The following is an 18,295-nucleotide window of genomic DNA, read 5'->3' as shown; positions in this document are numbered from 1 at the left end:
TCCTGCCTATCCTCTCCAGAAGTGAGCAACGTTTATGCAGTAACGTCCACAACCGAGCGACCGTGATTATCACGCTTCCCGGTCCGACCATCGGCGTCGTCGGTGGGGGCCAACTCGGCCGGATGCTGGCGGAGGCGGCCGCACCGCTCGGCGTCGACGTCGTCGCTCTCGACCCGACGCCCGACTGTCCGGCGTCGGCCGTCGCCGAACAGGTCGAAGGCTCGTTCGACGACCCCGAAGGCGTCCGCGAACTCGCCGAACGCGCCGACGTGCTGACGTTCGAGATAGAACTGGCTGACCCCGACGTGCTCGAATCCGTTCGAGACGAGTACGGCGTCGCCGTCCACCCATCGCCGGAGACACTGCGAACGATTCAGGACAAACTCGTCCAGAAGCAAACCTTGGAGGACGCCGGCGTTCCCGTTCCGCCGTTCCGCCGCGTCGACGACGTTTCTGACTTGGAGGCCGCTGTCGAGGAGTTCGGGGCAGTGATGCTGAAGGCACGAACCGGCGGCTACGACGGCCGCGGGAACGTGCCGGTCCACTCCGTCGACGAGGCCGAAGACGCACTCGCGGAACTCGGCGGTGCGCCCGCGATGGCCGAGTCGTTCGTCGACTTCGAACGCGAACTCTCCGTTATCGCCGTCCGCGGCGACGACGAGTTGAAAACGTTCCCCGCGGGTGAGAACGTCCACGAAGACGAGATTCTACGCGAGACGGTCGTTCCTGCACGGACCTCCGACGACGTTCGAGAACGCGCCGAAGACGTCGCCCACGACGTACTCTCGTTGCTCGACGGCCGCGGCGTCTTCGGTATCGAACTGTTCGAGTCCGAGGGGGGGATTTCCGTGAACGAAATCGCGCCGCGCCCACACAACTCGGGCCACTGGACCATCGAGGGCGCACTGACTTCGCAGTTCGAACAGCACGCTCGCTCGGTACTCGGATGGCCGTTGGGTGCGACAAAGCGCCGTGGCATCGCCGTCAGCGCAAACCTTCTCGGCGACGTAGAGGAGTCCCAGCCGGCGACGTTGGAGGGTGTCGAACACGCACTGTCGACGCCGGGTTCGGGGCTGCACTGGTACGGCAAACACGAAGTCCGCCCGCTTCGGAAGATGGGCCACGTAACGCTCGTCGATGACGAGAAGCGAGACGAGGATGTGACGACCGACGACCTGTTGGAGACGGCGCGCAGCGTCGTCGACGAACTGTGTTTTGCAGACGGCGGAGACAGTCCGGAGAGAGGACGATGACCGACGAGATACAGGAACTCATCGACCAGTTGGAAGCGGAGGCAGAGCAGGAGAAACCACCGGAGGAGACCCCCGACGTGGGCATCATCATGGGGTCGGACTCGGACCTCGACGTGATGGCCGGTGCGTACGAAGCGCTCGAAACGCTAGGCTTCGAGGAGCAAACCGACTACGAGAGCGCTCCCGACGCGCGTTTTACCTTCGAGAGCTACGTCGTTTCGGCGCACCGGACGCCGGAGTTGATGTACGCCTACGGGGAGACGGCCGCCGCGCGCGGCGTCGAAGTCATCATCGCTGGCGCGGGCGGGAAGTCCGCGGACCTGCCGAACATGACCGCGTCCATCGCCTACCCCCTCCCAGTTATCGGCGTTCCGGTGCAGGAGAAGTCGGTGGACTCGGTCATCGGGATGCCCACAGGTGCGCCGATAGTCGCTGTCGACGCCGGAAAATCGTTCAACGCCGGGCTGTCGGCGGGGCAGATTCTCTCACGTGCGCACGAAGAACTTGTAGACAGACTAGTCGACTACCACGACGGACTGCAAGGAGAGGTCGCAACCGCATCACGGGAACTCCACCGACTCGGACTGGACGGCTACAGGGGCCGAAAGGGATAATACGGACGCGTCGCCCACCGCTTCGGCCCGAATCGTCTCGTCGGCATTCGACGCCCTCGTTTTCGGCAGAGAAAGCAACAATCAACGCTTATAGGGTAGCACACCCAAGCGCCGCACGTTGGAAACTCCGGTATGAATCCATGGATAGCCATCGGCGCATTGGCGGTTGTCGGCATCGGCATCCCGATTGGGATGATGGCGGTGTCGTCGTTACTCCGTCCGAGTGTGCCGGAACAAGGAAAGAGCGCCACCTACGAGAGCGGTGAGATTCCGACGGGGACCGCGCGCATCCAGTTTAACATTCAGTATTACATGGTTGCGCTGCTGTTCGTCGTCTTCGACATCGAAACCGTCCTCATCTTCCCCTGGACCGTCATCTATCGCTCCGCGCTGGAGCAGGGTGTCAGTCTCGGTGCGGTGTTGACGCCGATGCTCGTTTTCGTCGGCATCCTCGTCGTCGGTCTCCTCTGGGCGTGGCGCAACGGCGCGGTCGAGTGGGTCAAAAGCCCACGTGCGACCCGTCGGAAGACTGAGAGGCAATCATGAGTAGCGACCAGCCATTCGTCACAGACGATTCACAAGTACTGACCGAGACCCGCGACGCCCGCATGGCGGGCGCAGACGACCGGTTCAACTCGAAGCTTCGGGAAGCGTTCGGGTCGTCACCGTTCATCCTCACGAAGTTCGATAAGTTCATGAACTGGGTTCGTGGCTCCTCGATGTTCATGCTGCAGTTCGGTATCGCCTGCTGCAGCATCGAGATGATGCACACCTACGCGGTGAAACACGACCTCGACCGATTCGGGTCGGGTGTACCACGTGCGTCGCCCCGACAGGCCGACGTCATCATCGTGCCCGGCACCATCGTCTCGAAGTTCGCGCCGCGGATGAAGCGCGTCTACGACCAGATGCCCGAACCGAAGTTCGTCGTCGGCATGGGCTCCTGTACGATTTCGGGCGGCCCGTTCCAGGAGGGCTACAACGTCGTCAAGGGCGCAGAGGAGGTCATCCCGGTGGACATCCACATCCCCGGTTGTCCCCCGCGCCCGGAAGCACTCATCTACGGCGTCGTGAAACTCCAAGAGCGCATCGCCAACGGCGAGAGTTCGCCGGTCGTCGTCAAGCCGTACGAACTCGAACAGTTCGGCGACCTCGAACGTGACGAAGTCGTCGACCAACTCGCCAAGGAAATCGACACCGACGACCTCGTGATGCGGTACAACTGGGCCGATTCACCATGAGTCTGGAACGACCGAAAGACCGTGACAGCGCTGGCGTCCAGCGCCACAGTGCCGACGAGATTGCCGACCTGCTCGGCGACCTCGTCATCGGACGCGAAGAGCACATCAACGCACCGGGATACGTCATCCCACCGGACGCGGTTCAGGAGACGCTCTCGCTGCTCAAAAACGAGGCGGGCTTCGACCACCTCTCGTGTGTCACCGCCGAGGAACGGGCGGACCGCTACGAGTCCATCTACCACCTGAAGAAGTTCGACGACGCGACGCAGGAAGTCAGCGTCGTCGTGCCGACGGCCAAGGACAACCCGGTGAGCCAGTCGGCCGAACCGGTGTTCAGAACGGCAGATTGGCACGAGCGTGAAGCGTACGACCTCGTCGGTATCGACTACGAAGGTCACCCCGACCTGCGGCGTATCCTCCTGCCGGACACGTGGCAGGGGCACCCGCTGTCGATGGACTACGACCAGGAGCGTCCTCAGGTCGTCTCGCTCCGGGAAGGTGCGAATCCGCTTCAGGAGGACCACCGCGACGACCAGGACTCCGAGACGATGTACCTCAACATCGGACCGCACCACCCGGCGACCCACGGGGTGCTGCACCTGAAGGCGACGCTCGACGGCGAACAGGTCGCCGACGTCGACCCCGACATCGGCTACCTCCACCGCTGCGAGGAGCAGATGTGTCAGAACGGCACGTACCGCTACCAGATTATGCCGTACCCGGACCGCTGGGACTACATCTCGGCGGGACTGCTCAACGAGTGGGCGTACGCCCGCGCGGCCGAGGACCTCGCGGACATCGAGGTTCCCGAGTACGCGCAGGTCATCCGGACGATGGGCGCGGAACTCTGTCGTATCGCCGCACACATGCTGGCGGTTGCGACGTTCGCACTCGACGTCTACGGTGACTTCACCGCCATCTTCATGTACGGCATCCGCGAGCGCGAGAAAGTACAGAACATCCTCGAAGACCTCACCGGTCAGCGGCTGATGTTCAACTACTTCCGCCTCGGCGGCGTCGTCTGGGACCTCCCGGAGCCGCGAGACGAGTTCTTCGACAAAACCCGCGACTTCCTCGAGGAGTTGCCCGAAGCGCTCGAGGAGTTCCACGACCTCATCACCGGCAACGAGATTCTGCAGGCACGCACCATCGGTACGGGCGTGCTTCCCCCGGAAGTCGCCAAGAGCTACGGCGCGACGGGACCGGTGCTTCGTGGCTCGGGTGTCGACTACGACCTTCGCCGCGACGACCCCTACGGCTACTACGAGAACCTCGACTGGGACGTCTGCGTCGAAGACGGCTGCGACAACTTCTCGCGACTGCTCGTTCGGATGAACGAGGTCGAGGAGTCCGCGAAAATCATCGAGCAGTGTGTCGACATCCTCGAAGACTGGCCCGAAGACGAGCGGAACATCCAGGCGAACGTGCCGCGGACCCTGCGCCCGGACGACGACACCGAAATCTACCGCGCCGTCGAAGGCGCGAAAGGCGAACTCGGCATCTACATCCGCGCCGATGGAACCGAGAAACCCGCGCGCTTCAAGATTCGGAGCCCGTGTTTCTCGAACCTCCAGACGCTGCCGGAGATGTCGAACGGCGAGTACGTGCCCGACATGGTCGCGTCGCTCGGCAGCCTCGACATCGTGCTCGGTGAGGTCGACCGATGACGCCGCTGCAGCAAGGACCGATTCTGCTGCCCGAACGCATCGCAAACCTCATCGGCCTCGGTGACGGGTTGCTCGGGCAGGTCGTCGGCGGACTCATCGCGGCGTTTCTCATCGCCAACATCATGCTGGCGATGACCGCCGTCGCCGGCCCGTGGGCCAAGCGGAAGATTACCGCCGCGTTCACCGACCGTATCGCAGTCAACCGTATCGGGCCGTTCGGCCTGTTCATCATCATCGCCGACGCGGTGCGACTGCTCTCGAAGGAACTCATCGTTCCCGAGGGCGTCGACCGCCCGGCGTGGGACCTCGCACCCATCATCCTGCCGGCGTCGGCACTGCTCGGCTTCGCAGTCATTCCGATGGGCAGTGGGATTCAACTGGCCGACCCCGAGACGGGACTGGTGTTCGCGTTCGCCGTCGCCTCCATCGCGTCGCTGTCGCTCGTGATGGGCGGCTACGCGTCGAACAACAAGTACTCGCTGATGGGCGGCCTTCGCGCCGTCGCACAGAACATCGCCTACGAGATTCCGCTTATCGTCACGGCGGCGTCGGTCGTTATCTTCACCGGCACGCTCCAGATGAGTGAAATCGTCGCTGTTCAGCGCGAGGCGCTCATCTCGATTACGCCCGCACTGACGATTCCGCAGTGGTTCGCGTTCGTCAACCCGTTCGCGTTCGTGCTGTTCCTCGTCGCCAACATGGCGGAAGTCGGCCGCAACCCGTTCGACATTCCGGAAGCGCCGACCGAAATCGTCGCCGGATACCAGACCGAGTACTCCAGCGTCTACTTCGTGCTGTTCTACCTCGGGGAGTTCCTGCACATCTTCCTGGGTGGGGCGCTCATCGCGACGCTGTTCCTCGGCGGCCCGGCCGCGCCCATCGCGGCACTCGAAGTGATTCCAGGCTTCGTCTGGTTCCTCATCAAAATCTGGGCGGTGTTCCTGCTCACGCAGTGGGCGCGCTCGGCGATTCCGCGCGTCCGTATCGACCAGCTACTCGACATCGGTTGGAAGGGGATGCTCGTGCTCTCCTTCGCTAACCTGGTTCTCACGGCCATCATCGTGGGAGTGATAGTATGATTGGAATCCTGAAATCGATGGCAACGACGATGAAACACGCCCTCGACGGCCAGACGTTCACCGTCGAATACCCGGACGTCGCCCCCGAGGTGAGTCCGCGGTTCCGTGGCGTTCACAAGTTCAGCCAAGAGCGCTGTATCTGGTGTCGTCAGTGCGAAAACGTCTGTCCGAACGATACGATTCAGATCGTCCAAGACGACAAACGCAACGGCGAGCAGTACAACCTCCACATCGGCCAGTGTATCTACTGCCGACTCTGTGAGGAGGTCTGCCCCGTCGACGCCATCCTGCTCACGCAGAACTTCGAGTTCACGGCGGACACGAAAAACGAGTTCGTCTACAACAAAGAACAGCTCAAGAACGTCCCCTGGTACAAAGGAATCGACCCCCTCAACTCGCGCAACCCCGACCGGGACGCGTGGGTCGGCGAGGGAGACGGCGAGGTCGACTACCAGTAAATCGAGAGCGAAGCGCCCGAAGTCGGGCGCGTCGCACGTTCTCGAAACCTTCAAACGGATACCTCAAGGAGACACACACAATGGTTTATGAAACCCTCGCGTTCGCGCTGTTCGCCCTCGTTACCGTGGGCTGCAGCCTGGGCGTCGTCCTCGTGCGGGACATCTGGCACTCCGCACTCCTGCTCGGGGGCGCGCTCTTGAGCGTCGCGGTTCATTACGTGATGCTGCAGGCGGAGTTCCTCGCAGCGATGCAGATTCTCGTCTACGTAGGCGGGGTTCTCATTCTCATCACGTTCGCCGTGATGCTCACGCGGACCGACCCGGAGGTGAGTAGCACATGACGACCAAACCGCAGTTGAACGACGATTCGAACTTCCTCCCAGGGCTCGCCGCCCTCGGACTGTTCGTCGTGATGGCTGTCGTATTCCTGCAGGCTGAGTTCGGGGCCCCCGAAGGGTTCCCCGCCGACGTCAGCATCGTCGCCAGTATCGGCTACGCGATGTTCGACATCTCGGCCGACCAACTGCAGCAACAGATAGTGAGCGCCGAGGGCTTCCTCGCGGCGTTCCTCATCATGGCCATCGCACTCGACGTCGCCATCGACGCCGCCGTCTACCTCGCAAAGCGCGAGGAGGCCGGCGAAGTCGTGACGGCGCTCGTCGAGGACGTTCGCAGCGACGACCCTACGAGCGGTGGGGAACCGAGCAGCGGACGCGGTCCCGCCGCGCGAGCGGACGGTGGCTACGATTCCAGCGACGCCTCGTCGGGAGGTGACCGCTGATGGTGCCGCCGCAGTACTATCTACTGCTCGCGGCCGCAATATTCTGTATCGGTCTGTTCGGCATCCTCACCCGTCGGAACGCGCTTTTGTTCCTGATGTCGGTCGAGTTGATGCTGAACGCAGCGAACATCAACCTCGTCGCCTTCTCGGTGTACTGGGGCAACGTAACGGGCCAGACGCTGAGCCTGTTCACGATGGCGCTGGCGGCCGCGGAGGTCGCCATCGGTATCGGCATCATCCTCACGCTCTACCGCAACTTCGGTGACGTGGACGTGACTGACGCAGCGTCGATGAGGTGGTAACTATGGTAGGTGCATTCGACTTCGTTCCGGCAATCGTTCTCCTGCCGTTCTTCTCGTTCCTCGTCGCGCTCTTCTTGGGCAAGTATATGCCCAAAGGGGGCGCGCTCGCGGGCATCACGGCCACCGCAGGGTCGTTGCTGCTCTCGATTTGGACGGTACTGACGGTAGCGGGCTTTACTGGTACAGCCACGACGTATCAACAGACACTCTACACGTGGGCCGGCGGCATGGAAGGCACGCCGCTGCCGTACGAACTGACGTTCGGACTGCTCATCGACCCGTTGTCGTCGATGATGCTGCTCATCGTCACGCTCGTCGCGTTCCTCGTCCACGTGTTCTCGCTTGGATACATGAACGACGAGGGCGAGACCGGCCTTCCGCGATACTACGCCGGTCTCGGCCTGTTCTCGGCGTCGATGCTCGGCTTCGTCGTCGCGGACAACCTGCTGATGGCGTTCATGTTCTTCGAGTTGGTCGGGCTTTGCTCGTACCTGCTCATCGGCTTCTGGTTCCGCGAGGAAGCCCCACCGAGCGCCGCGAAGAAAGCGTTCCTCGTCACGCGCTTCGGTGACTACTTCTTCCTCATCGGCGTCGTCGCCGTCTTCGCCACGTTCGGCACGGCGGCGTTCGCGGGTGACGGAAGCTTCCCGGCGCTCGCGGAAGCAGCACTCGCCGGCGAGGGTGGCGGCGACGTGAACACGCTGTTCGGCCTCGACCCGCAGGCGTGGTTCACCGTCGTCGGCCTTCTCGTTCTCGGTGGTGTGGTGGGTAAGTCCGCGCAGTTCCCGCTGCACACGTGGCTGCCCGACGCCATGGAGGGTCCGACCCCCGTGTCGGCGCTCATCCACGCGGCGACGATGGTCGCCGCTGGCGTCTACCTCGTCGCCCGGATGTACGGCTTCTACGCGCTGACCCCGACGACGCTCGCCATCATCGCCTTCGTCGGTGGCTTCACCGCCCTGTTCGCGGCGACGATGGGCGTCGTCAAGCGCGAAATCAAACAGGTGCTCGCGTACTCGACCATCTCCCAGTACGGCTATATGATGCTCGCACTGGGTTCGGGCGGCTACATCGCCGCGACCTTCCACCTCATGACACACGCCTTCTTCAAGGCGCTCTTGTTCTTGGGTGCGGGGTCGGTCATCATCGCGATGCACCACAACGAGAACATGTGGGACATGGGCGGCCTCAAAGACCGCATGCCCACGACGTACTACACGTTCCTCGCGGGCTCGCTCGCGCTCGCGGGCATCTTCCCGTTCTCGGGCTTCTGGTCGAAAGACGAGGTGCTCTACGAGGCGCTCGTCCACGGTCTGGGCGGCAGTCCGCTGCTCTTGGCCGCGTGGGCGATGGGCCTGCTCGCCGTCTTCTTCACCGGCTTCTACACGTTCCGGATGGTCTTCTTGACCTTCCACGGCAAGCCGCGGACGGACACGGCGCGCAACCCTCACGGCGTCCGCTGGAACGTCAAAGGACCGCTCGCGGTCCTCGCCGTTCTCGCCGTCGTCGCTGGCTTCATCAACATGGTGCCGGTGGCGAAGCTCACGGGACTGGAAATCGAGTTCCTGCACGACTGGCTCGCCCACGGCCCCTCGGGTCTCACCAGCGAGCACTACAGCGAACTCACGCACGACTACGCCAACTACAGCGTCGGCACCCTCGTCGGCGGTGAACTCGGTACGGCGCTCATCTCGGGTGCCGTGTCGCTTGGCCTCGCCCTCGCGGGCGCGGGTCTGGCGTACTCGCTGTACAACGTTCCCGAACCGGTCGAACACACCGACCGCCTCGGGAGCGCCAAAGACGTACTGTTCAACAACTACTACCAGGACGAGTATCAGGTCTGGTTGGCAAACGACGTCGCTCGCGGCATCTCCCGCGGCGCGGACAAGTTCGACCAAGGTGTCGTCGACGGCGTCGTCAACGGCATCTCCAGCGTCAGTCTGCTGTCGGGTAGTCGCGTCCGCCGCATCCAGACGGGTGTGGTCAGCAACTACGCGGCGCTGTTGACGCTCGGCCTCGTCGCACTGCTCGTCATCCTCGGTCTGCAGGGAGGTTGGTTCGTATGATAATCGAAGCGCTCATCGCATTCACGTTCGCCGCCGCACTGGTCACGTTCGTCCTTCCGGACCGACTGGCCGGCCGTGGCGCGTTCGCTCTCAGTCTGGTTCCCGTCCTCGGGAGCCTCTACATGTGGTCGCAGTTCGACGCGTCCGGCAACGCCCTGTTGGGCGGCCAGACCGCGTTCGAGACAGTCATCCCGTGGCTCGAAGTCGCGGGCTACGAGATTTCGTGGTACGTCGGCGTCGACGGCATCAGCCTGCCGTTGGTCGTGCTGACGACGGTGCTCACCTCGCTCGCAATCGTGAGCGCGTGGACGCCCATCCAGCACCGCCAGTCGCAGTTCTTCGGCCTCATGCTGTTCATGGAGGCGAACCTGCTCGGCGTGTTCACGGCGCTGGACTTCTTCCTCTGGTTCATCTTCTGGGAAGCCGTCCTCGTGCCGATGTACTTCCTCATCGGCGTCTGGGGCGGCCCACGCCGGAAGTACGCCGCCATCAAGTTCTTCGTCTACACGAACGCGGCGTCGCTCATCATGTTCATCGGCTTCATGGCGCTCGTGTTGGGCCTCGGCGACTCCACGTCGTCGTTCGCGCTGCCCGACGTCGCACAGGCGCTTCGCGGCGGTGACCTCGGGTCGTTCTACGGCCTCGACGCGAACACGCTCCGAGTCGTCGCCTTCGCGGCGATGTTCTTCGGGTTCGCGGTGAAAGTGCCGGTCGTTCCGGTGCACACGTGGCTGCCGGACGCTCACGTCGAAGCCCCGACGCCGGTGTCGGTGATGCTGGCGGGCGTCCTCCTGAAGATGGGGACCTACGCCCTGCTTCGATTCAACTTCACGATGCTGCCTGAGGTCGCCGTCGAGTACGCGCCCTTCATCGCAGCCATCGCGGTGCTGAGCGTCATCTACGGCGCGATGCTCGCACTCGCACAGCAGGACCTCAAGCGCATCGTCGCGTACTCGTCTGTGTCGTCGATGGGCTACGTCATCCTCGGACTCGTCGCCTACACCGCCTACGGTGTCGGCGGCGCGACGTTCCAGATGGTCGCCCACGGCCTCATCTCGGGGCTGATGTTCATGGCGGTCGGCGTCATCTACAACACGACGCACACGCGGATGGTCGGCGATATGTCCGGGATGGCAGACCGGATGCCCGTCACGACGGGTATCCTCATCGCGGGCGCGTTCGGCTACATGGGCCTGCCGCTGATGGCTGGCTTCGCCGCGGAGTTCTTCATCTTCACCGGCGCGTTCCAGTCGTCGGTCATCGCCGGCAACGGCCTCGCGCTGTTCACGGCGGCGGCGATGTTCGGCATCGTCATCGTCGCGGGCTACCTGCTGTTCGCCATGCAGCGGACGCTGTTCGGACCGTTCCGCCTCGACACCGACTACGAGGTCGGTCCGGCACCGCTGCACGACACCCTGCCGCTCGCGGTGTTGCTCGTCTGCATCATCGCGCTCGGCGTCGCTCCGGAGATATTCTTCAGCATGATTACTGACGCCGTCGACCCGGTCATCGGAGGTGTGCTGCAATGACGGCACCCGCCGCGTTCGCCGGACTCACCGCGCTCGCGTCGCCGATGCAGATGGGCCAACTGCCCGACTGGACGGCGCTCGCGCCGGTGCTCATCCTCGCGGTGACGGGACTCGTACTCCTGCTCATCGACAGTATCGACGCGGACACCACCAACAGCGCGCTGTTGGCGGGCGTCTCGACGCTCGGTGCCGCCGCCGCGCTGGCGGCCACCGCGTGGTCGCTCGCAACCGGCGTCGGTCAGGACGGCGGCGCAATCACGCTGTTCGCCGACGCGCTCGTCGTCGACGGGATGAGCCTGTTCTTCACGGCCATCTTCACGAGCGTCGTGGTGATGGTCACCATCGCCAGCTACGACTACCTGCGCGACCACAAACACCAAGGCGAGTTCTACTCGCTCGTGCTGTTCGCCGCCAGCGGGATGGCGCTCATGGCGTCGGCGAACTCGCTGGCGACCGTACTCGTCAGCCTCGAACTCGCGTCGCTGCCGTCGTACGTACTCGTCGCGTACCTCAAGGAGAACCGCGGCAGCGTCGAAGCGGGTCTGAAGTACTTCCTCATCGGCGCACTCTCCGCTGCGGTGTTCACCTTCGGCATCAGCCTGGTGTACGCCGCGACCGGGTCGCTCATCTTCGCGGATATCGCCGAAGCGCTCAGCGGCGGCGAGTTCGTCGGCATCGCCGGCCTCGGCGTGCTGATGGTCGCCGGTGGCTTCGCGTTCAAGACCGCCTCCGTTCCGTTCCACTTCTGGGCACCGGAGGCGTACGAGGGCGCGCCCGCACCCGTCTCGGCGTTCCTCTCGTCGGCCTCGAAGGCCGCCGGGTTCGCCGTCGCCTTCCGCGTGTTCGTCGAAGCGTTCCCGCTTGCGACGATTCCGGAAGGTATCAACTGGGTGCTCGCGTTCCAGATTCTCGCCGTCGTCACGATGACGCTCGGTAACTTCGCCGCGGCGACCCAGGAGAACGTCAAGCGGATGCTCGCGTACTCCAGCATCGGTCACGCCGGCTACGCGCTCATCGGCCTCGCCGCACTGTCGGCGGGCGGCAGCGCCAACGGCAACGTGCTCGGCGCGAGCATGGCGCACCTGTTCGTCTACGGCTTCATGAACACCGGCGCGTTCCTCTTCATCGCCATGGTGGAGCGCTGGGGCGTCGGCCGGACGTTCGAGGACTACAACGGCTTGGCGACGCAGGCCCCGGTCGCCTGTGTTGCGATGTCCGTGTTCATGTTCAGCCTCGCCGGACTGCCGCCGTTCGGCGGCTTCTTCTCGAAGTACTTCCTGTTCTTCGAGGCCATCGAGAACGGCTTCTGGTGGCTCGCCGCCATCGGCGCACTCAACAGCGTGCTGTCGCTGTTCTACTACAGTCGCGTCGTGCGCGCGATGTGGTTCGAGGACCCGAGCGGCTCCTTCGAACTCGGCAGTCAGCCCGTCGGCCTCTACGCCGCCGTGATGATTGCCGCCGTCGGCACCGTCTTGCTCTTGCCCGGCTTCCCGCCGGTTATCGAGACGGCCCAAACCGTCGCCGGAACGCTGTTCGCCTGAGTTCCGTTTCGCTTTTCGAGTTTTCGTTTTTCGTTCCGTTTCATCCTCTCGTTGGATTCGACTCCTCTAGCCACGTCTGCGACAGTGACGTGAGAGGCGACGCGGGAGGCCGAACGCCGGCACTCCCAAGACTCGCACTTCTGTCGAATCAGAAATTAATTGTCACCGACGCGTAACACGACGGCATGGACGACGTCTCGGGCACGCTCGACGCCTACGAGCGCAACGCAGAGAGTTTCGTAGAAAAGTATCGCTCGGAGTCGATAGCCGCTCGCTTCGGCGACGAGTTTCGTGCGGCGCTCCCGGGTAAGCGCGTACTGGACGTCGGGTGTGGTCCCGGCGCGGACTCGGAGACGTTCAGCGCCGCTGGCTACGACGTCACCGGTATCGACCTCACGCCCTCGTTCGTCGAAAGCGCCCACGAAAGCGTCCCCGCTGCGTCGTTCGTTCGAGGCGACATGCGAGAGCTCCCGTTCCGTGACGAGACGTTCGACGGCGTCTGGAGTTGCGCGTCGTTTCACCATGTCGGGCGGTCGGACGCGCCCGGGATTCTTCGGGAGTTCGAGCGCGTTCTTGCGCCCGACGGTGTCGTCTACCTCTCGGTGAAACGCGGCGAGAAAAGCGGCTGTGACGCCGACGGTCGGTACTTCGAGCGGTATCTCGCTGAGGACGTTCGCTCGCTTCTCACCGACGCCCGCTTCGACCCCCGCTCCGTCGATGGACGTGAGCGATGGGTGAGCGCAGTCGCCGTCTCGCCGGGAGGACGGTAGGGTTTTCCCCCGAGGCGACCGAACCTCTCCTATGGTGAGGTGGCTGCTGCTCGGCTGTGGCCCGGTCGGTCACGCGATGCTCGAACTGCTCGCGGAGCGCCCCGGCCGCGTGCAGGTGGTCACCGACGACCCCGAGCGCGTGACGTCGCTGCGCGAGGAAGGCGTCAGAGCCACGCACAGCGACCCGACGGACCCCGAGATGTATCCGGCAGCGGCCGACGTCGTGCTCGTCGTCGGCGAGGACGCGAAGCGAAATCTCGCGGCCGTCGAGAGTGCGAGAGAGCAGTATCCGAACGCGCAGGTGACGGCGTACGCGGGCGTCGAAGCCGACCCGGAGTTCGTCGAGCGACTCGACGAGGCCGCAGACCGCGTCATCGACGCGACGGGGGTGCTGACCGACTACGTCGTCGAGATGGTCGACCGCGAACCCGCCCGTCGTCTCCGACGACTACTCTCGGTGTTACGCGAGTTGGAGGGGCCGCTCGCGGTCGTCACCCACGACAACCCCGACCCCGACGCTATCGCCAGCGCCATCGCGCTCTGTCGAATCGCCGAGACCGTCGGCGTCGACGCCGACGCGTGTTACTTCGGGGAAATCTCCCACCAAGAGAACCGCGCGCTGGTCAACCTGCTGGACCTCCAACTCCGGAACTTGGAGTCGACCGACGACCTCGAACCGTACGCCGGCATCGCACTCGTCGACCACTCTCGGCCCGGCGTCAACGACGGACTGGACCCCGAGACGTTCGTCGACATCGTCATCGACCACCATCCGCCGCGTGCGCCCGTCGAAGCCCGATTCGTCGACCTCAGAAGCGAAGTCGGCGCGACCAGTACGCTGTTGGCCGACTATCTGGAGCGACTGGGCCGCGACCTCGACAGAACCGTCGCGACGGCGCTTCTGTACGGCATCCGCGTCGACACGAAGGATTTCACCCGCGAGGTGTCGAAAACCGACTTCGAGGCGACGGCGTATCTGCTCGAACGTGTCGACGTCTCGGTGCTCGAACGCGTCGAGACGCCGAGTATGAGCGCCGACGTGTTCGAGACCATCGCGCGCGCCATCCGCAACCGTGAGAGTCGGGGGACGGCGCTGGCGTCCTGTGTCGGCAAGATAAACGACCGTGACGCACTCGCACAGGCCGCCGAGCGACTACTCGACATGGAGGGTGTCAAAGTGTCGCTGGTCTACGGCTACAAAGACGGCACCGTCTACGTCTCCGGGCGCGCCCGCGGCGCGGATATCGACCTCGGCGAGACGCTCAGAGACGCCCTCGGACAGATCGGGAGCGCCGGCGGCCACGCCGACATGGCGGGCGCACAACTCCCCCTCGGCATTCTCGAAGAGGTGGGCGACGACTCGACGGAGTCGTTGACCGAAGTCGTCCGCGGCATCGTCAGCGGCCGCTTCTTCGAGACGCTCGGCACTGCGCCCGTGCCGGGTGTCGGCGACGCCGACGAGTTGACGTTGGAGTTCCCCCTCGACGAGCAGACCTGAGTCGGGTGACCGACACCACGCTTTTTGCCTCCTGCTCGCGTACCGACGGCCATGTCCGGGAATGCCACGGTGAAAGAGTACATGACCCGTGAGGTGTCGACGGTCTCTCCGGATGACACCGTCGGCGACGTCGCCCGAAGAATCGTCGAGAGCGACGGCCACAACGGGTTTCCAGTCTGTCACGGCCGAAAAGTAGAGGGGTTCGTCAACGCCCGCGATATCCTGATGGCCGACGACGACGCCCCCATCTTCACCGTAATGACCGACGACATCATCGTCGCGCACCCGGAGATGAAACTCACCGACGCCGCCCGCGTCATCCTCCGGTCGGGCATCCAGAAACTCCCCGTCGTCGACGACGCAGGTAATCTCGTCGGCATCATCTCGAACACGGATGTAATCAGAAGCCAAATCGAGCGCGCGACGCCCGAAAAAGTGGGGAAACTGATGCGAACGCTCGAACAGATTCACGACGTGCCGGTCCACGAGGAACGCCGCCGAATCCAAATCGGGGCGCTCATCCCCACGCAGGCGCGCGTCTACGCCGACGAACTCGAAGGCCGGAGGTACGAGCTCGAACGCGGCCTCGCGGAACCGCTCGTCGTCATCGACAACGCCGGGACGCTTCTGTTGGCCGACGGCCACCACCGCGTCCTCGCCGCCGCGCGGTCGGAGATGGACGAGATGGACGCTTACGTCATCGTCGTCGACGACGTGGTCGAACTCGGGATGCAGCGAACCGCCGAGAAGGAGGGTCTGTCCTCTATCGACGATATCGACGTCGTCGACTACGCTCGCCACCCGCTCATCGAGACGACGAAGCGCCTCCAGTAGCTCGATTTTTGGGCCCTCAGATACCGATCCAGCGGCGTTCTCGCTTTCTTTCTCGTCATCTGGTTACTGTACGACTGGGGCAGCCTCGACCTGCTGGCGGCGTCGTGACTGTGAGTTCAGCGGTGTCGCCGCCGCGGTCTCGCCCCGACTCGTTCGCTCACCGATGTCGCCGCTTCTGTCGCGTCAACACGAGAATGAGCAGTCCGATGACTGCCCACGCGAGAATCTGAATCGGCCGCGACAGCGGCCACCACGGCGCGATAGGAAGCGCCGAGACGACGAACGATACCGCCGCCACGACGAGAAAGAACACGCCAACCGTCTGGTTCGGCCTCATCGTCTCAATCTCGGTGGCCGCGAGTAAACCGTCTTCGACACGTCGCGTCCGCGTCGAGAGTCCAAGGGTCCGTGCCACGCCCGTGCGACGCCGGAAACCGTTAAGCCGTCGCCGCCGCCAGTTCCGGCATGAGCGACACCGGCCGCCCACCGGCAATCTCCGTGCGCAACCTCACCAAGGTGTACGGCGACGAGGCCGACGGCGGCGTCCGCGCCGTCTCCGACCTCTCTCTCGACATCGAAACGGGAACCGTCGTCGGACTGCTCGGACCCAACGGCGCGGGCAAGACGACGGCCATCAAATGCATGCTGGGACTCGTCGTCCCGACGACGGGCGAGGTGAGTATCCACGGCATCGACGTTCACACCGAGACGCGTCGGGCGTACCGCCGCGTCGCCGCGATGTTGGAGGGCGCGCGCAACGTCTACTGGCGACTTTCGGTCAGAGAGAACCTCGACTTCTTCGCCAGTCTCGGCGGCCAAGAGCGCGCCGAGGCCCGGACGCGACAGAACCGACTGCTCGAACAACTCGGCCTCGCCGAGAAAGCCGACACGCCCGTCAACGACCTCTCGCGCGGGATGAAACAGAAAGCGTCGCTGGCGGCGACGCTCTCTCGCGGCACCGACGTAGTGTTTCTGGACGAACCGACGCTCGGACTCGACGTGGAGAGTTCGCTCGAACTCCGCCGGGAACTGCGGCGACTCGCCGAACGCGAGTCGATGACCATCGTGCTCAGCAGCCACGACATGGACGTCGTCGAGGACGTCTGCGACCGAGTCGTCATCGTCGACGACGGCGAAATCGTCGCCGACGACACGGTAGAAAATCTCATCGACCTCTTCCGAACGCAGTCGTACCGTCTCGTCCTCGGCGGCGAGGTGCCGTCGAACACCCGCGAGACGCTCGAATCGACGTACGAGGCCGCAGAGTGGGAACAACTCGGCGACGACGGCCGAATCGACCGCACGCGCGTCACCGTCTCCGTCGCCGACGGCGACGAGTTGTACGACCTGCTCGGCCTTCTCCGGCGCGACGGCGTCTCGTTGCGGAACATCGACAGCGTCGACCCGGACCTCGCGGAGGTGTTCTTGGGGCTGACCGACCGCAGCGGTGGGCCGAACGTGCGGCCGAATCAGTCACCCGCGTCGGGGGAGTCTACGGAGTCACCGGAATCACCCGTGGCCATCGACGCCAGCGAGTCCGTCTCCGACGGAGGCGACCAATGAGCGACTCGACGAAGTCGGTACCGGTCGTCACCTCCGGCTTCCGCCCGTGGTTCCGTCTCTTGGCCGCCATCGCCCGCAAACAGTTCACGCTGCTCGTCCGCTACCCCATAAACACCATCTCGCAACTGTTCGGCCTGTACGTGTTCTTTGCGCTCATCTTCTTCGGCGGGCAGGCCGTCGGCGGGGCGGCGTTCGGCGAGTCGCTCGCGGCCATCATCGTCGGGTTCTTCCTGTTTACGATGACCATCGTCGCCTACTCGGGGCTGGCGTGGGACGTGACCCGCGAGGCGCAGTGGGGAACGCTCGAACAACTGTTCATGTCGCCGTTCGGGTTCGGCCGGGTGATGGCGGCGAAAGCGGCCGTGAACGTCTGCTTTAGCCTGCTGTGGGGCGGGGTGATTCTCCTGTCGATGCTCGTGACGACGGGGCAGTCGCTCTCGGTCAACCTCGTAACCGTCCTTCCGGTTGGCGTGCTCACCATCGCCTCGGCGCTCGGTGTCGGCTTCGTCTTCGCGGGCTTGGCGCTCGTCTACAAGCGTATCGAGAACCTGTTTCAGCTGATTCAGTTCGCGTTCGTCGCGCTCATCGCCGCGCCGGTGGACGCAGTGCCAGCGCTTCGACTCCTCCCGCTCGCACAGGGGAGCGCGCTGCTCCGCGAGGCGATGACGCAAGGAACACAGCTCTGGGAGTTTCAGGCGTTCGAGGTCGGGATGCTCGTCCTGACCGCCGTCGGCTACCTCGCTATCGGCGCGTACGTCTTCGGCCGGGCGAGTCGCCGGGCGCGACGACTCGGCGTGCTCGGACAGTACTGAGAACCTGCGGCCGCTCCGACGACGCGTCTTCTCGCTCCTTCGGCCCGCACTCCTCACGCCGTCGGCACGTCGGAGTCCGCTTTCCACTCCTCGACGAGTTCGAGCGCCGCCTCGCGCGTCTCGACGGACTCGCGGCGATACGTCCGCCCGTCGGGAGCCTGTTCGAGTCTGTCGAGGCGGACGACCCAGCGGCCCGCCCCCGTCTCGCGGAGGCGAATCGTCGCCCATCCGTCGTCGCGTTCCCACTCGGTGAGTCGGTCGGTCGTCTCGGCTTTCGTCCAGCCCAT

The 18,295-nt window shown here is 64.4% G+C and carries 20 protein-coding genes; 18 read left to right on the top strand and 2 right to left on the bottom strand.

Annotated features, from left to right (window positions below; all coding sequences use genetic code 11):
• The first annotated feature begins 62 nt into the window (after window positions 1-62).
• From AUR64_RS08080 to AUR64_RS08005, 16 genes are all read left to right on the top strand, one after another.
• Complete coding sequence (locus tag AUR64_RS08080; RefSeq protein ID WP_058581415.1) at window positions 63-1,253, top strand: 5-(carboxyamino)imidazole ribonucleotide synthase; 1,191 nt, start codon at window positions 63-65, stop codon at window positions 1,251-1,253.
• Window positions 1,250-1,867, top strand: a complete 618-nt coding sequence (gene purE, locus AUR64_RS08075; protein WP_058581414.1) for a 5-(carboxyamino)imidazole ribonucleotide mutase — start codon at window positions 1,250-1,252, stop codon at window positions 1,865-1,867. The genes AUR64_RS08080 and purE overlap by 4 nt, the downstream gene beginning before the upstream one ends.
• A 132-nt stretch (window positions 1,868-1,999) precedes the next feature.
• Window positions 2,000-2,413, top strand: a complete 414-nt coding sequence (locus tag AUR64_RS08070) for an NADH-quinone oxidoreductase subunit A (RefSeq protein WP_058581413.1) — start codon at window positions 2,000-2,002, stop codon at window positions 2,411-2,413.
• Complete coding sequence (locus AUR64_RS08065) at window positions 2,410-3,108, top strand: NADH-quinone oxidoreductase subunit B (protein WP_058581412.1); 699 nt, start codon at window positions 2,410-2,412, stop codon at window positions 3,106-3,108. The genes AUR64_RS08070 and AUR64_RS08065 overlap by 4 nt, the downstream gene beginning before the upstream one ends.
• Entirely contained in the window at window positions 3,105-4,775 is a 1,671-nt protein-coding gene (locus tag AUR64_RS08060) for an NADH-quinone oxidoreductase subunit D (protein WP_058581411.1), read from the top strand. The genes AUR64_RS08065 and AUR64_RS08060 overlap by 4 nt, the downstream gene beginning before the upstream one ends.
• Entirely contained in the window at window positions 4,772-5,854 is a 1,083-nt protein-coding gene (locus AUR64_RS08055; RefSeq protein ID WP_058581410.1) for a complex I subunit 1/NuoH family protein, read from the top strand. The genes AUR64_RS08060 and AUR64_RS08055 overlap by 4 nt, the downstream gene beginning before the upstream one ends.
• A complete protein-coding gene (locus AUR64_RS08050) occupies window positions 5,851-6,312 on the top strand; it encodes a NuoI/complex I 23 kDa subunit family protein (protein ID WP_058581409.1) in 462 nt (153 codons plus the stop codon). The genes AUR64_RS08055 and AUR64_RS08050 overlap by 4 nt, the downstream gene beginning before the upstream one ends.
• 80 nt (window positions 6,313-6,392) lie before the next feature.
• Complete coding sequence (locus AUR64_RS08045) at window positions 6,393-6,653, top strand: NADH-quinone oxidoreductase subunit J (RefSeq protein WP_058581408.1); 261 nt, start codon at window positions 6,393-6,395, stop codon at window positions 6,651-6,653.
• Window positions 6,650-7,093 (top strand): hypothetical protein, encoded by a 444-nt coding sequence (locus AUR64_RS08040; RefSeq protein WP_071391232.1) that lies wholly within the window; start codon window positions 6,650-6,652, stop codon window positions 7,091-7,093. Before AUR64_RS08045 ends, AUR64_RS08040 begins: the two co-directional genes overlap by 4 nt.
• Entirely contained in the window at window positions 7,093-7,395 is a 303-nt protein-coding gene (gene nuoK, locus AUR64_RS08035) for an NADH-quinone oxidoreductase subunit NuoK (protein ID WP_058581407.1), read from the top strand. Before AUR64_RS08040 ends, nuoK begins: the two co-directional genes overlap by 1 nt.
• A gap of 2 nt (window positions 7,396-7,397) precedes the next feature.
• Window positions 7,398-9,461 carry an NADH-quinone oxidoreductase subunit L gene (nuoL, locus tag AUR64_RS08030; RefSeq protein WP_058581406.1) on the top strand — a complete coding sequence of 688 codons (2,064 nt, stop codon included), beginning with the start codon at window positions 7,398-7,400 and terminating at the stop codon, window positions 9,459-9,461.
• A complete protein-coding gene (locus AUR64_RS08025) occupies window positions 9,458-10,990 on the top strand; it encodes a complex I subunit 4 family protein (protein WP_058581405.1) in 1,533 nt (510 codons plus the stop codon). The genes nuoL and AUR64_RS08025 overlap by 4 nt, the downstream gene beginning before the upstream one ends.
• Window positions 10,991-11,040: 50 nt before the next feature.
• Window positions 11,041-12,531, top strand: coding sequence for an NADH-quinone oxidoreductase subunit N (locus tag AUR64_RS08020; protein WP_394326102.1), 1,491 nt, complete (start codon window positions 11,041-11,043; stop codon window positions 12,529-12,531).
• Between the two features lie 185 nt (window positions 12,532-12,716).
• Window positions 12,717-13,301 carry a class I SAM-dependent methyltransferase gene (locus AUR64_RS08015; RefSeq protein ID WP_058581404.1) on the top strand — a complete coding sequence of 195 codons (585 nt, stop codon included), beginning with the start codon at window positions 12,717-12,719 and terminating at the stop codon, window positions 13,299-13,301.
• Between the two features lie 31 nt (window positions 13,302-13,332).
• The gene (locus tag AUR64_RS08010) at window positions 13,333-14,799 is read left to right on the top strand and encodes a DHH family phosphoesterase (RefSeq protein WP_058581403.1); all 1,467 of its coding nucleotides are present in this window, start codon (window positions 13,333-13,335) and stop codon (window positions 14,797-14,799) included.
• Window positions 14,800-14,850: 51 nt separating this feature from the next.
• Entirely contained in the window at window positions 14,851-15,633 is a 783-nt protein-coding gene (locus AUR64_RS08005) for a CBS domain-containing protein (protein ID WP_058581402.1), read from the top strand.
• Window positions 15,634-15,790: 157 nt separating this feature from the next.
• On the opposite strand, the gene AUR64_RS08000 is transcribed toward AUR64_RS08005, so the two are convergent.
• Window positions 15,791-15,970, bottom strand: coding sequence for a hypothetical protein (locus tag AUR64_RS08000; RefSeq protein ID WP_155120550.1), 180 nt, complete (start codon window positions 15,968-15,970; stop codon window positions 15,791-15,793).
• Window positions 15,971-16,098: 128 nt separating this feature from the next.
• Between AUR64_RS08000 and AUR64_RS07995 the strand changes: the two genes are divergently transcribed.
• Together AUR64_RS07995 and AUR64_RS07990 are read left to right on the top strand one after the other, a co-directional pair.
• Window positions 16,099-17,196 (top strand): ABC transporter ATP-binding protein, encoded by a 1,098-nt coding sequence (locus tag AUR64_RS07995; protein WP_071391231.1) that lies wholly within the window; start codon window positions 16,099-16,101, stop codon window positions 17,194-17,196.
• Entirely contained in the window at window positions 17,193-18,008 is an 816-nt protein-coding gene (locus AUR64_RS07990; protein WP_058581400.1) for an ABC transporter permease, read from the top strand. The genes AUR64_RS07995 and AUR64_RS07990 overlap by 4 nt, the downstream gene beginning before the upstream one ends.
• Window positions 18,009-18,061: 53 nt before the next feature.
• Here the strand turns inward: AUR64_RS07990 and AUR64_RS07985 are convergent, their stop codons facing one another.
• Complete coding sequence (locus tag AUR64_RS07985) at window positions 18,062-18,295, bottom strand: DUF7543 family protein (protein WP_058581399.1); 234 nt, start codon at window positions 18,293-18,295, stop codon at window positions 18,062-18,064.

Origin of the sequence: Haloprofundus marisrubri, from assembly GCF_001469955.1 — an archaeon.
GTDB lineage: Archaea > Halobacteriota > Halobacteria > Halobacteriales > Haloferacaceae > Haloprofundus > Haloprofundus marisrubri.
The sequence above is the reverse complement of the archived record's forward strand: the minus strand, read 5'-3'. Positions and strand labels throughout refer to the sequence as shown.

What these genes read in the sequence shown, in the direction of transcription:
- nuoK (WP_058581407.1), top strand. Translation starts at nt 7,093, where the DNA reads ATGGTGCCGCCGCAGTACTATCTACTGCTCGCGGCCGCAATATTCTGT.
- AUR64_RS08040 (WP_071391232.1), top strand. Translation starts at nt 6,650, where the DNA reads ATGACGACCAAACCGCAGTTGAACGACGATTCGAACTTCCTCCCAGGG.
- AUR64_RS08025 (WP_058581405.1), top strand. Translation starts at nt 9,458, where the DNA reads ATGATAATCGAAGCGCTCATCGCATTCACGTTCGCCGCCGCACTGGTC.
- AUR64_RS08070 (WP_058581413.1), top strand. Translation starts at nt 2,000, where the DNA reads ATGAATCCATGGATAGCCATCGGCGCATTGGCGGTTGTCGGCATCGGC.
- AUR64_RS08060 (WP_058581411.1), top strand. Translation starts at nt 3,105, where the DNA reads ATGAGTCTGGAACGACCGAAAGACCGTGACAGCGCTGGCGTCCAGCGC.
- AUR64_RS08045 (WP_058581408.1), top strand. Translation starts at nt 6,393, where the DNA reads ATGGTTTATGAAACCCTCGCGTTCGCGCTGTTCGCCCTCGTTACCGTG.
- AUR64_RS07990 (WP_058581400.1), top strand. Translation starts at nt 17,193, where the DNA reads ATGAGCGACTCGACGAAGTCGGTACCGGTCGTCACCTCCGGCTTCCGC.
- AUR64_RS08000 (WP_155120550.1), bottom strand. Translation starts at nt 15,970, where the DNA reads ATGAGGCCGAACCAGACGGTTGGCGTGTTCTTTCTCGTCGTGGCGGCG.
- AUR64_RS08020 (WP_394326102.1), top strand. Translation starts at nt 11,041, where the DNA reads ATGGGCCAACTGCCCGACTGGACGGCGCTCGCGCCGGTGCTCATCCTC.
- AUR64_RS08055 (WP_058581410.1), top strand. Translation starts at nt 4,772, where the DNA reads ATGACGCCGCTGCAGCAAGGACCGATTCTGCTGCCCGAACGCATCGCA.
- AUR64_RS07985 (WP_058581399.1), bottom strand. Translation starts at nt 18,295, where the DNA reads ATGGGCTGGACGAAAGCCGAGACGACCGACCGACTCACCGAGTGGGAA.
- AUR64_RS07995 (WP_071391231.1), top strand. Translation starts at nt 16,099, where the DNA reads ATGAGCGACACCGGCCGCCCACCGGCAATCTCCGTGCGCAACCTCACC.
- AUR64_RS08010 (WP_058581403.1), top strand. Translation starts at nt 13,333, where the DNA reads ATGGTGAGGTGGCTGCTGCTCGGCTGTGGCCCGGTCGGTCACGCGATG.
- AUR64_RS08005 (WP_058581402.1), top strand. Translation starts at nt 14,851, where the DNA reads ATGTCCGGGAATGCCACGGTGAAAGAGTACATGACCCGTGAGGTGTCG.
- nuoL (WP_058581406.1), top strand. Translation starts at nt 7,398, where the DNA reads ATGGTAGGTGCATTCGACTTCGTTCCGGCAATCGTTCTCCTGCCGTTC.
- purE (WP_058581414.1), top strand. Translation starts at nt 1,250, where the DNA reads ATGACCGACGAGATACAGGAACTCATCGACCAGTTGGAAGCGGAGGCA.
- AUR64_RS08065 (WP_058581412.1), top strand. Translation starts at nt 2,410, where the DNA reads ATGAGTAGCGACCAGCCATTCGTCACAGACGATTCACAAGTACTGACC.
- AUR64_RS08015 (WP_058581404.1), top strand. Translation starts at nt 12,717, where the DNA reads ATGGACGACGTCTCGGGCACGCTCGACGCCTACGAGCGCAACGCAGAG.
- AUR64_RS08050 (WP_058581409.1), top strand. Translation starts at nt 5,851, where the DNA reads ATGATTGGAATCCTGAAATCGATGGCAACGACGATGAAACACGCCCTC.